General features: G+C 69.3%; 11 protein-coding genes and 2 rRNA genes (1 of these 13 cut by a window edge). 3 read left to right on the top strand and 10 right to left on the bottom strand.

From position 1 onward, the window contains the following. Positions 1–137 precede the first annotated feature (137 nt). The gene (locus E0L36_RS24220) at positions 138–377 is read right to left on the bottom strand and encodes a glutaredoxin family protein (protein WP_180931383.1); all 240 of its coding nucleotides are present in this window, start codon (positions 375–377) and stop codon (positions 138–140) included. Between the two features lie 190 nt (positions 378–567). Here E0L36_RS24220 and E0L36_RS24215 point away from each other — a divergent pair, with 190 nt between their 5' ends. The 3 genes from E0L36_RS24215 to E0L36_RS24205 all read left to right on the top strand — a co-directional run bounded on the left by E0L36_RS24215 (position 568) and on the right by E0L36_RS24205 (position 4,757). Beyond that, complete coding sequence (locus E0L36_RS24215; RefSeq protein WP_180931382.1) at positions 568–1,668, top strand: HAD family phosphatase; 1,101 nt, start codon at positions 568–570, stop codon at positions 1,666–1,668. Positions 1,669–2,356: 688 nt separating this feature from the next. After that, positions 2,357–3,205 carry an ECF subfamily RNA polymerase sigma factor, BldN family gene (locus tag E0L36_RS24210; protein WP_180931381.1) on the top strand — a complete coding sequence of 283 codons (849 nt, stop codon included), beginning with the start codon at positions 2,357–2,359 and terminating at the stop codon, positions 3,203–3,205. 256 nt (positions 3,206–3,461) lie between these two features. Further along, positions 3,462–4,757 carry a DUF5667 domain-containing protein gene (locus tag E0L36_RS24205; protein ID WP_180931380.1) on the top strand — a complete coding sequence of 432 codons (1,296 nt, stop codon included), beginning with the start codon at positions 3,462–3,464 and terminating at the stop codon, positions 4,755–4,757. Positions 4,758–4,871: 114 nt separating this feature from the next. On the opposite strand, the gene E0L36_RS24200 is transcribed toward E0L36_RS24205, so the two are convergent. The 9 genes from E0L36_RS24200 to E0L36_RS24160 all read right to left on the bottom strand — a co-directional run. After that, positions 4,872–5,831: a lysophospholipid acyltransferase family protein gene (locus E0L36_RS24200; RefSeq protein WP_180931687.1), complete on the bottom strand. Its 960-nt coding sequence runs from the start codon at positions 5,829–5,831 to the stop codon at positions 4,872–4,874. Between the two features lie 91 nt (positions 5,832–5,922). Further along, positions 5,923–7,014, bottom strand: a complete 1,092-nt coding sequence (locus E0L36_RS24195; RefSeq protein ID WP_258016537.1) for an NAD-dependent epimerase/dehydratase family protein — start codon at positions 7,012–7,014, stop codon at positions 5,923–5,925. Positions 7,015–7,210: 196 nt separating this feature from the next. Next, on the bottom strand, positions 7,211–7,309 hold the full coding sequence (locus tag E0L36_RS24190) for a 30S ribosomal protein bS22 (protein ID WP_003948845.1): 99 nt from the start codon (positions 7,307–7,309) through the stop codon (positions 7,211–7,213). Positions 7,310–7,466: 157 nt separating this feature from the next. After that, positions 7,467–7,676, bottom strand: coding sequence for a helix-turn-helix domain-containing protein (locus E0L36_RS24185; protein ID WP_180931378.1), 210 nt, complete (start codon positions 7,674–7,676; stop codon positions 7,467–7,469). Between the two features lie 128 nt (positions 7,677–7,804). Further along, entirely contained in the window at positions 7,805–7,924 is a 120-nt protein-coding gene (locus E0L36_RS24180; protein WP_374705583.1) for a phosphatase, read from the bottom strand. A 479-nt stretch (positions 7,925–8,403) separates the two neighbouring features. Further along, positions 8,404–9,585 (bottom strand): acetoin utilization protein AcuC, encoded by a 1,182-nt coding sequence (locus E0L36_RS24175; protein ID WP_180931377.1) that lies wholly within the window; start codon positions 9,583–9,585, stop codon positions 8,404–8,406. 22 nt (positions 9,586–9,607) lie between these two features. Continuing rightward, the gene (locus tag E0L36_RS24170) at positions 9,608–10,255 is read right to left on the bottom strand and encodes an HAD family phosphatase (protein ID WP_180931376.1); all 648 of its coding nucleotides are present in this window, start codon (positions 10,253–10,255) and stop codon (positions 9,608–9,610) included. 124 nt (positions 10,256–10,379) lie between these two features. Continuing rightward, a 5S ribosomal RNA gene (gene rrf / locus E0L36_RS24165) occupies positions 10,380–10,496 on the bottom strand. 140 nt (positions 10,497–10,636) lie between these two features. Beyond that, a 23S ribosomal RNA gene (locus tag E0L36_RS24160) occupies positions 10,637–11,965 on the bottom strand (it continues 1,797 nt past the right edge of the window).

The raw sequence follows: 11,965 nt of genomic DNA, 5'->3' as shown, positions 1-11,965 counted from the left end.
CAAGGGGGACACCCGGCCACACTCCTCACGTATACGCCTGCGAACGGCAAAACGAACACGATGGTAATCGAATCCCCGTCGAAAACCGACTCGCGCGAACCGGCCCCGAACCATCGGTTCCGCCCGCTGTCCTGCGACTACCCGCTGGCCAGGGCCTTGCGAAGCCGATCCGGGTCGACCCGCCAGAAGTCGTGCTGCGCCCCGTCCACCAGCACCACCGGAATCTGTTCCCAGTACAGCCGGTACAGCTCGGCGTCCTGGTTGATGTCCCTCTCCTCCCAGGCCGCCCCCATCTCGTCGCACACCCGGTCAACCACGTCCCGGGCCACCTCACAGAGGTGACAGCCCGGCTTTCCGATCAACGTGACGGTCTTCATCCCGCCATTCTCCCGCCCCGCTCGCGCCGCGGCGAACCCCGAGAACACCGCAGGGAACCAGCCACCCCGGCGCCCCCGGCCACCACCCCACGCCCCTCCCCCGCGGCCCGGCCCCCGCCCGCTTCCCGCCCCCCTCCCGCCGGGGTGCGCGGATGACGGCCGCACCGAACAGACTGGCTATGCTCGCCGCATGGCCGCCCTTCCCCCGCCCGACCGGCGCCCGCCCCGCAACCCGCTCCGCGCCCTGCCCTGGCGCCGCCTCACCCCCCGCCGTGCGACGGCCCGCAGCGTGCTCGCCGGAGAGGCCGCGGCCGAGGCCGCCCGCAAGCAGGAACAGGCCGACGAGGAACAGCGCCGCGCGCGGGAGGACCTCCAGGACGCGGAACGGCCCGAGGAGCCGCGGGAGGGCCGGAGGACCGTCGACAGGATCCGGGGCCGCCGAAGCGCGGAGCCCACGGGTACGGCACCCCCGGCGGCCGAGCCGGAGGAAGCGGCCGAGCCGGAGTTCCCCGTCGCGGGGGACGCGCTCGCGGCGGCCTTCTTCGACCTGGACAACACCGTGATGCAGGGCGCCGCCCTCTTCCACTTCGGACGCGGCCTGTACAAGCGGAAGTTCTTCAGCAAACGCGAACTCGCCCGCTTCGCCTGGCAGCAGGCGTACTTCCGGATGGCGGGCTCCGAGAACCCCGACCACATGCGCGACGCCCGGGACAGCGCGCTGTCCATCGTGCGCGGCCACCGGGTCTCCGAACTGATGGCGATCGGCGAGGAGATCTACGACGAGTACATGGCGGGCCGTATCTGGCCGGGCACCCGGGCCCTCGCGGAGGCCCACCTGGCCGCCGGGCAGAAGGTCTGGCTGGTGACCGCCGCCCCGGTGGAGGCCGCGACGATCATCGCCAAGCGGCTCGGTCTGACCGGTGCCCTCGGCACCGTCGCGGAGTCCGTCGGCGGCGTCTACACCGGCCGCCTGGTCGGCGAACCGCTCCACGGCCCCGCCAAGGCCGAGGCCGTCCGCGCGCTCGCCACCGCCGAGTCACTGGAGCTGGAGCGGTGTGCCGCCTACAGCGACTCGGCGAACGACATCCCGATGCTCTCCCTGGTCGGCTACCCCTACGCGATCAACCCGGACAGTCAGCTCCTCGCGCACGCACGGGAGATGGGCTGGCGCCTGCGCGACTACCGCACCGCCCGGAAGGCCGCCAGGGTCGGCATCCCCGCCGCCGCCGGCGTGGGCGCCGTCGCGGGCGGAGCCGCCGCCGCGGCGGCCCTGCACCGCCGCCGCCGCTGACCCCACCCCCGCGAACCGGAACGCCATCGCACGCGGGTCCGCCCGTGGTCCCGCGCACCGGCGCACCCGGACCCGAACTCCCCGTTCGCGCCCCACGCCAGCGCTCCCGGCGAGGGTGGAGCGGCACCGCGCCGCCCGCCGCGCCCCACCGAGGACGAGCCGAACCGCCCGCCGCCGTACGGCACTCCGGCACCGAGCGGGAACGCCCCGGACCGCGACGGGTGTTCATCCGCGACCCGCGCGCCGGACTTCCCTGGACGGTCCACGACCCGCCCCACCGTGGCCGGAGCGAACGCGCCCCCGGCCGCGCCGTCGTACGCCGGAAGGGCTGGCCGACGGCCCGTGGCCCCCGCCGCACCCCCGTACGAACCCGCAACGCCCGGGCAATTCAACTGTCTTACCCTCGCCCCGGTCCCGCCAGTCACCCTCTGGCCAGTCAGCCACAAGTCATCACCGACAAGACAAAATCGGGCACAGAACCGATCAGATAGCCGATCGTCATCTCTAAGGTTCTGGACGCTAATTCGTAACAGAGCGAACCGAATCGACGATTTCAGCAACTAGGTGTAGCGCCGCCTTTACGAAGCGTTATTCTCCTCAGATGCAATCCGGAACCTCACGCCCCGTCAGCGGGCGGCCGGTCCCGCACTGCTCGTGATGGATGGAAAGCTCTGCCTCTGGGAGTCCCGTGTACCCACACGTCGGGGTTGACGCCTCGGGCCTGGCTACGCTGCGTACAACGGTCGTCACAGCCGTCGATCACCTGCGCACATTTGTCCCAACCGCGTACGCCGTCCCTGCTCTCATCGCCTCCCCTGTCCCCGCCAGTCCCTGCTACGCCCTCTCGGGCGGCGCGCCCAGCGCCGCCACCACGACCACCCCCGCCCCGACCACCCCCGGCGCACCGGCCGCCCCCACCACCGGAAGACGCTCCCGCGGCGGAGCGTCGGCCAGCACGGCGAGCCGCCGACCGGCCCCGACCGACGCCGAGAGCCGCCGGATGATGGATCTCGTCGAACGTGCCCAGGGCGGCGAGACCGACGCCTTCGGCAGCCTGTACGACCAGTACAGCGACACCGTCTACCGGTACATCTACTACCGGGTCGGCGGACGGGCCACGGCGGAGGACCTCACCAGCGAGACCTTCCTCCGCGCGCTGCGCCGGATCTCCACCTTCACCTGGCAGGGCCGCGACTTCGGCGCCTGGCTGGTCACCATCGCCCGCAACCTGGTCGCGGACCACTTCAAGTCCAGCCGCTTCCGGCTGGAGGTCACCACCGGCGAGATGCTGGACGCGAACGAGGTGGAGCGCAGCCCCGAGGACTCCGTCCTGGAGTCACTGTCCAACGCCGCGCTCCTGGAAGCCGTACGGAAGCTCAACCCGCAGCAACAGGAGTGCGTGACCCTGCGCTTCCTGCACGGCCTCTCGGTCGCGGAGACGGCACGGATCATGGGCAAGAACGAGGGCGCCATCAAGACACTCCAGTACCGAGCCGTGCGCACCCTCGCCCGACTCCTTCCGGACAGCGCCCGCTAGGCCCTTCCTCACCAGGCGCAGGACGCCGTACGACACCGCATCCCAGGAACCGGCCTCGCATGACGCCGGTCACATCATCAGCGCTCCGTAACCCGACTGGCGTGCCACTCGTTGTCGGGATGGCAGACTCCCGCTGTCCTGGCCTGCCCGGGTTCGCTCTCTCCACCGCTTCACCTCATCGAGTGGATACGAGCCGCCCGCGCAACCATGCCACCGCGCCGGGGGTTCACCGTGCTGATGAGAGGAGGTGCCGCCCGTGCTCGGAGCCGTGTCGACGAACCGGCGGGCATCCGCCTTCGCCCGGGTCCTGGCCGAGCGGGAGTTCGGCGGGGGCGCGGCGTCGGCCGAGGCGACCGGTGACACACCCGCACCGCCTCCGGGCGGCGCGAACGCCGGGGGCCCCGAGGGCAGCGCGGCGGAACAGAGCGAACTGGTCGCGGTCGCGGAGGACTTGGAGCGGCTGCCCAAACCGGTGCTGGCCCCCGAGGTCAAGTCCGCGCAGCGAGCCCGTCTCCTCGCCGCGATGGAGAGCACCCTCGACTCCACCGACTCCCCGGAGGGCGCACCGGTACCGGGCCAGCGCGCGGCCCGCCGCTCCCGTGGGGACACCCCGGAAGGCGGTTGCGGCGGCGCCCATCGCGCCCCGGACTCCGGGCCGTTCGGCAAACTGCGCCGCCTCTGCCCCGGTTCCCGCTGGGGCAAGGGGCTCGCGGCCGGGGGCCTCAGCATCGGGGTGGCCGCTTCAGCGCTCGGCGGCATCTCGGCGGCCAGCACCGACGCACTGCCCGGAGACTCCCTCTACGGCCTCAAACGCGGCATGGAGGACCTCCAATTGAACCTGGCCAGCGGGGACGCCGACCGGGGCCAGCTCCATCTGACGCACGCGGCCACCCGGCTCCGCGAGGCCCGTCGGCTGCTGGAGCGCGACCGCACCGGGCAGCTGGACGAGGAGTCGCTCACCTCGGTGCGCTCCACCCTCTCCGGCATGCGCCGGGACGTCTCCGAGGGACACCGGCTCCTCAGCGCGGCCTACCGACGGGACGGCGACCTCGGCCGCCTGAAGTCCCTCTCCACCTTCGCCGAGGACCACCGCGCCGGATGGACCCGGCTGCGGGACCGCCTCCCCCGGCAACTCACCGACGTCGGGAACGAGGTGAACTCGGTTTTCGACGCCATAGACAGCGAGGTGCACCCGCTGCGGCAGCTGGCGCGGACCGAGAGCGACCACTCCCCGAGCGGGCCCGAGGCCGACCGCGGGGAGCCGCGAGAGCGTCCCTCGGAGCAACCGCCCACCAGCGGCGAGCCGGAGTCCCTCGACGACGGCCCCACCGGAAGCGACGGCGAACGTCCCGAACCCACGAGCCCCGAGGGGCGGAGCGAAGGGCTGCTCCAGGGCGGCCTGCTCAGCCCACCCTCCGAGCGCCACACCTCCGGCACCCCCTCCGAATCCGGCCCCGCCGACTCCACACCGTTCGGGCAGGAGGAGGTCACGCTGCCGCCGGTGGTCCCGGAGGTCCTGCCCCGCCTCGGGCTGAAGCGCGGAGACGAGTGAGGCGCCCACGGCTCCCGTCCAGGCGGGAGCCGTGGGCACCAACCGACGCCGCACCAGCCGCCGTTCAGCGGAGCCGGGCGGAAGCGTTCAGCTCCGTCCCGCGCGTCGGCGGCATCAGAAGAACACGGAGTCCCGGCGCACCAACAGGGAGTACAGAGTGTGCTGGATGGTCTCGCGCACCTGGTCCGTGAGGTTGAACATCAGCATCGGATCCTCGGCCGCCTCCGGCGCGTAGCCGTCCGTGGGGATCGGCGCACCGAACTGGATCGTCCACTTCGTCGGCAGCGGCACCGCGCCCAGCGGGCCCAGCCAGGGGAACGTCGGAGTGATCGGAAAGTAGGGAAGGTTGAGGAGCCGGGCCAGCGTCCGTGAATCTCCCACCATCGGGTAGATCTCCTCGGCCCCCACGATGGAGCACGGCACGATCGGAGCCCCCGAACGCAACGCCGTCGACACGAAGCCCCCGCGGCCGAACCGCTGCAACCTGTAACGCTGCGAGAACGGCTTGCCCAGCCCCTTGAACCCCTCCGGCATCACCCCGACGAGTTCCCCGCGATCCAGCAGTTCCCGCGCGTCCTCGGTACACGCCAGGGTGTGTCCCGCCTTCCTCGCCAGCTCGTTCACCACCGGCAGCAGGAACACCAAGTCAGCGCCGAGCAGCCGGAGATGACGCCGCGCCGGATGGTGGTCGTGCACCGCGACCTGCAACATCAGCCCGTCCAGCGGCAAGGTGCCGGAGTGGTTGGCGACGACGAGCGCCGCGCCGTCCTCCGGTATGTTCTCCAGCCCCCGCACCTCGACCCGGAAGTACTTCTCGTACACCGGCCTGAGCAGGGACATCAGCACCGTCTCGGTGAGGTCCCGGTCGTACCCGAAGTCGTCCACCTCGTATTCGCCGGTGACCCTGCGGCGCAGGAAGGCGAGGGCGCCGGCCGCCCGCCGTTCCCAGTCCGGCCGTGACTCCGCCCGTTCCCCCTCGTCCTCCGGCGTCGGTGACCCGCCGTCCGCCCCCTCCGCCGGAGTCGCCCTCTCCGGATCCCGTCGCTGGAACGGCACGGACGCCTCTGACCGCACGGACGCCTCGGACGCGGAACGCGGCGGCCCGGCCGCGTCGGAGCCCCGCGGCCGCTCGCCATGGTCGTCGTCGGACGGGATGTCCTGTTGCTCAGCCACGTCGCCCAGCCTCCTCCACGGTCCGGCCCTGCCCGGAGCGCGGCAGCAACTCCGCCACCCGGTCGACCGTACGGGCCACCGTCCGCGGTGGCAGCAGCCCCTCCGCCCGGCCCCGCGCGAAGGCCGTCAGGGTCCCCTCCGTCGTATGGGCGGGCGTGAAGCCCAGCACGTCCCGCGTGTGATCGGTCCGCACCACCCGGCCGTGCGTCAGCATCCGGATCTGCTCGGGCGAGAAGTCGGTCGCCCCCACCGCGCGCAGTGCGCTCCGCCCCCAGCGGATCGCGGGAAGCAGCAGCGGCAGGGTGGGGCGCCCCAATCGCCGCGCGCACTGCGACAACAGCATGACGCCCGCGCCCGCGACGTTGAAGGTGCCCGCCGGTGGCTGGTCCGATCCGGCCATGCCGACGGCCCGGCCCAGGGCACTCAGCACATCGTCCTCGTGCACGAACTGGAGCCGTGGGTCGTAGCCGAGGACGGTCGGCAGCACCGGAAGCGCGAAGTACGCGGCGAGCGGCGACTCTCCGGTCGGCCCCAGTACCTGAGCGAACCGCAGAACCGTCACCGAGACGTCGGGACGGCGGCGGGCGAACCCCCGCACGTAGCCCTCGACTTCGGCCACGTCCTTCGCGAAGCCACCGCTGGGCAACGCCTTCGGCGGCGTCGTCACGTCGAACACCGCCGGGTCCCGGGGCGCGGAACCGTACACGCTGGTACTCGACCTGACCACGAGACGGCGCACCGCGAGCGACCGCTGGCAGGCGCCGAGCAGCTGCATGGTGCCGATGACGTTGGTCTCCTTCGCCACGGCCCGGCCACCACCCACCCCGCCGGTACCACCCGCGCCGGGCGGCGCACCGTGAATGTCCGTGTGCACGACGGTGTCCACCCCGTGCTCCGCCAGCACCGCGCCGATCCCCGGGCGCCGGATGTCGGCCACCACGAACTCCGCGGCGCCCAGGTCCTCGACCGGAGGCGCCATGTCAACGGCGACGACCCGATCGACGCCGGGATCCCGCTGAAGGCGCCGCACGAACCGGGCGCTGAGCGGCCGGGCTGCCCCGGTGACGAGGACGATCTTGCCCAAGATTCCTCCCGAGACCACCGACGCGCGCTCCCACGCCCCACGGCCCCCCTTCGGGACCATGACGAACCTCACCGTATCGGGTGAGGATCTCGCCTCGGCGGCCACGGGCGCCCAGCCCGTCCGGACATACGAAACCGCCACCTCGCTCACACCTCGGTGCGGGAAAGGTGGCGGTCAGCGGCGTATTACACGCTGCTCACTTCTTGTTGCGACGCTGCACGCGCGTGCGCTTCAGCAGCTTGCGATGCTTCTTCTTAGCCATCCGCTTACGCCGCTTCTTGATGACAGAGCCCACGACTACCCTCGCTCACGGATCACCCCCGCGTGTGCGGGGCGAACTACTTCACATGGTGCGGGGCGCCTTGAGCCCACACGACCTACATGGGCCCAAGCCTACCCGTGTCCGCGCGGAGCTCGTAATCAGGGTCGTCGCGCGACTCCGGCGACGTGCCCTAGGCGCTCTCCACCCCCACGTAGGACTCTTGGAGGTACTCGTGGACGGCCTTCTCAGGGACCCGGAATGACCTCCCCACCCGGATCGCCGGCAGATGACCACTGTGCACCAGCCGGTACACGGTCATCTTGGAGACTCGCATTACCGCGGCGACTTCCGCCACGGTCAGGAACACGACCTCGTTCAGAGATCCCTTGCCAGCAGCCATGTCACACCTGAACCTTCCGCACATGTCGGGCACCGGCTTCCCCTCCGGTGACTCCTGGTCGCATGCGCGCTCCTCCCCAGATTAGGGGCGGGTGATGCAAGTGGGGAAGAGGAGTACCGTACGACCGACTACTGTGACAGACACGCCCGATTGAGTACATAGCGAGTAAGCGGTCTGTAGTAAGCGGACCGCGCAGCGTCATCAACCGGAACCCTCCCCCGACGCCCCCCGCGCCATTTCGGGCGCACTGGCGCACAGCGTCGCCGTCTCCCTCTCCTCCGCCCTTCACCACCCGGCTGACCTGCGACGCGAACGCGCCCCGCACCATCCACCCCCGTTCAGCGCCGCACACGGACCCGCATCAACGACCCCTTCGACATCACCTGTGAGGGGTCGGAGCGGGGGTGTGCGCCCCCGGCGCGCCACTGCCGGACAGCACATCCACTTCCCGAGTCCCGGAGACCCGCCCTACGTAACCGACCCGGGCCAGGCGTACCCCGAACCGGGTCGTTTTGTCGATACGTTCCCCATGCGGCGGTGCTAGTACGAGGCGTCTGCACGCCGAGAGCGATGAGGCCCATGTGGCGTAGTGACCCTGGAGTCGGTCAGGGTTCTCAGCTCCCGCCGGGACGACGCCGTCCTCCGGACGCCGATCCACCGCCCACGCCCGACCGTCAACGGCCCGACCCGGGGCACGTGTCCGGGGACCGGCGCCACCACCAGCCGGTCAGGGCAGCAGACCGTGCGCCGGATAGACGGCACGCCGCGTCGCCAGCACCGCCTGGTCGAGCCGGTCCGCCGGGTCATACCCCGAACCGGCCCAGTCCCGCCACACCGGCTCCCGGCCGTCGGTCATCCGCAGCGGCCCCAGCACGCTGCCGGATCGCGCGTACACCAACCGGCGCCACTCCTCGGGTACTTCGGTCTCCGGCGGAACCGGAGCCCCGGCCGCGACGCCGACCAGATGCGCCCAGCTGCGGGGCACCACGTCGACCACCGCGTATCCCCCACCGCCCAACGCGACCCAGCGACCCTCGGCGTACTCGTGCGCCCAGTCGTGGCAGGCGTCGGCCGCCACCCGCTGCGCGTCCACGCTCACCGCCAAGTGCGCCAGCGGATCCTCGATATGCGTGTCGGCACCGTGCTGGGTGACCAGCACCTGCGGCCGGAAGGCACCCAACAGCTCCGGCACCGTGCCGTGCAGGGCCCGCAACCAGCCCTCGTCCGCGGTACCCGGAGGAAGCGTCACGTTGACCGCGCTGCCCTCCGCGTTCGGGCCGCCGCTCTCCTCCGGCCAGCCGGTTCCGGGGAACAGCACCCGTGGGTGCTCGTGCAGCGAGATCGTCAGCACGCGCGGATCGTCCCAGAACATGGCCTGCACTCCGTCACCGTGATGCACGTCCACGTCCAGGTACGCGACCCGCTCGGCCCCCAGCTCCAGCAGCCGGGCGACGGCCAGCGACGCGTCGTTGTACACACAGAACCCGGAGGCCCGGTCCGGCATCGCGTGGTGCAGTCCACCGGCGAAGTTCACCGCGTGCGCGACCTCCCCACGCCACACCGCCTCGCTCGCAGCGACCGACTGACCCGCGATCAGCGCGGACGCCTCGTGCATCCCCGCGAACGCGGGGTCGTCCACGGTGCCCAGCCCGAACGAGCCGTCCGCGGCCTCCGGTTCGACCGACAGCCGCCGGACGGCGTCGATGTACTCCTGGCCATGTACCAGCCGGAGTGTGGCGTCCTCAGCCGCTTCGGCCGCGACCACCTTCAGCTCCGGCGCGCTGTCCAAACCCAACGCCCGTACCAGGCGCATCGTCAGATCGAGACGTACCGGATCCATCGGATGCCCGGCTCCGAAGTTGTAGCCGGTAACTGCCTCGTCCCACATCAGTGCCGCACCGCCGCTCATGCGGCCACCGTACCCGGCGTCGCTAACCGGACAGGAGCCCTGTCAACTCCCCCATGGACGTGAACACTTCCGTGGCCTCTCCAAGTCGCGCCCGCGGCGTCAGCGCCGCGTACCCGAAGACGTCCATACCGGCGAGTCTGGCGGCTCGAACCCCCGCCGGACTGTCCTCCACCACCGCGCACCGACCCGGTTCCACGCCCATCGCCCCAGCGGCACGGAGAAAGAGGTCCGGAGCGGGCTTGCCCTGTCCGACGTCGTCCGCGCTGAAGATCCGTCCCGACCCGACCTGCTCGTACAGCCCCGTCTTCCGCAGAGCCACCCGGATACGCTCATGGCTCCCGGAGGAAGCGACGCAGAACGGCGTCGCGTCCGCCACCAGCTTCTCCAACAGCTCCGGAGCCCCGTCCACCGGCTCCAACTCCCTCCGGAACGCGGCGAACACACGCTCGTGGAAGACTCGGTCAAAGTCGTCCGGGAGCCGACGGCCCGAGCGTTCCAGCACCAGGTCGTGAATCCGGTGTACAGCGGACCCCATGTAGTCGCGCACCGCCTCCTCGTACGTCGTCGGGTGCCCCAACTCCGTCAGGTAGGCGGCCAAGATCCGGTTCGACAGGGGCTCGCTGTCCACAAGCACGCCGTCGTTGTCCAGGATCACCAAGTCGTAGCGCATCCCCACACCCTATGTACCCCGCCCCGAACCCCAGAGGGGTCTGCCCCCGCCAGAGGACTACAACGCAAAAAGGGCAGTGGTTCTCACGGGTAACAACCCATGAAAACCACTGCCCTCAACAAGAGTTCGGCGGTGACCTACTCTCCCACGAGGTCCCCCTCGCAGTACCATCGGCGCTGGCAGGCTTAGCTTCCGGGTTCGGAATGTAACCGGGCGTTCCCCCACCGCTATAACCACCGAAACACACCCACACCAACAACCCACCCCCCACAAACAAGGGCATGAGCCACATCGGCATGGAAAACACGCAACACACTCTTCAAAAATAAACAAAGAAGAATAGTCGTTGTCTCAGAAACCACACAGTGAACGCGAGCACCTACGGACAAGCCCTCGGCCTATTAGTACCGGTCAACTCCACCCATTACTAGGCTTCCATATCCGGCCTATCAACCCCGTCATCTCCAGGGAGCCTTAACCCCACAAGGGGGTGGGAGTCCTCATCTCGAAGCAGGCTTCCCGCTTAGATGCTTTCAGCGGTTATCCCTCCCGAACGTAGCCAACCAGCCATGCCCTTGGCAGAACAACTGGCACACCAGAGGTTCGTCCGTCCCGGTCCTCTCGTACTAGGGACAGCCCTTCTCAAGACTCCTCCGCGCGCAGCGGATAGGGACCGAACTGTCTCACGACGTTCTAAACCCAGCTCGCGTACCGCTTTAATGGGCGAACAGCCCAACCCTTGGGACCGACTCCAGCCCCAGGATGCGACGAGCCGACATCGAGGTGCCAAACCATCCCGTCGATACGGACTCTTGGGGAAGATCAGCCTGTTATCCCCGGGGTACCTTTTATCCGTTGAGCGACGGCGCTTCCACAAGCCACCGCCGGATCACTAGTCCCGACTTTCGTCCCTGCTCGACCCGTCAGTCTCACAGTCAAGCTCCCTTGTGCACTTACACTCACCACCTGATGACCAACCAGGCTGAGGGAACCTTTGGGCGCCTCCGTTACCCTTTAGGAGGCAACCGCCCCAGTTAAACTACCCACCAGACACTGTCCCTGATCCGGATCACGGACCCAGGTTCAGGCATCCAGCACGACCAGAGTGGTATTTCAACAACGACTCCACCAACGCTGGCGCGTCAATATCACAGTCTCCCACCTATCCTACACAAGCCGAACCGAACACCAATATCAAGCTATAGTAAAGGTCCCGGGGTCTTTCCGTCCTGCTGCGCGAAACGAGCATCTTTACTCGTAGTGCAATTTCACCGGGCCTATGGTTGAGACAGCCGAGAAGTCGTTACGCCATTCGTGCAGGTCGGAACTTACCCGACAAGGAATTTCGCTACCTTAGGATGGTTATAGTTACCACCGCCGTTTACTGGCGCTTAAGTTCCCAGCCCCGCCACCCCCAAAAGAGCAGCTCACCGGTCCCCTTAACGTTCCAGCACCGGGCAGGCGTCAGTCCGTATACATCGCCTTACGGCTTCGCACGGACCTGTGTTTTTAATAAACAGTCGCTTCTCGCTGGTCTCTGCGGCCACACCCAGCTCACACCGAAAAGGTGATCACCAAACATGGCCCCCCTTCTCCCGAAGTTACGGGGGCATTTTGCCGAGTTCCTTAACCATAGTTCACCCGAACGCCTCGGTATTCTCTACCAGACCACCTGAGTCGGTTTCGGGTACGGGCCGCCACACACCTCGC

Source organism: Streptomyces sp. AJS327 (genome assembly GCF_013450295.1).
Classification (GTDB): Bacteria; Actinomycetota; Actinomycetes; order Streptomycetales; family Streptomycetaceae; genus Streptomyces.
Note: the sequence above shows the minus strand (reverse complement) of the source record. Positions and strands in the feature narration are given on the sequence as shown.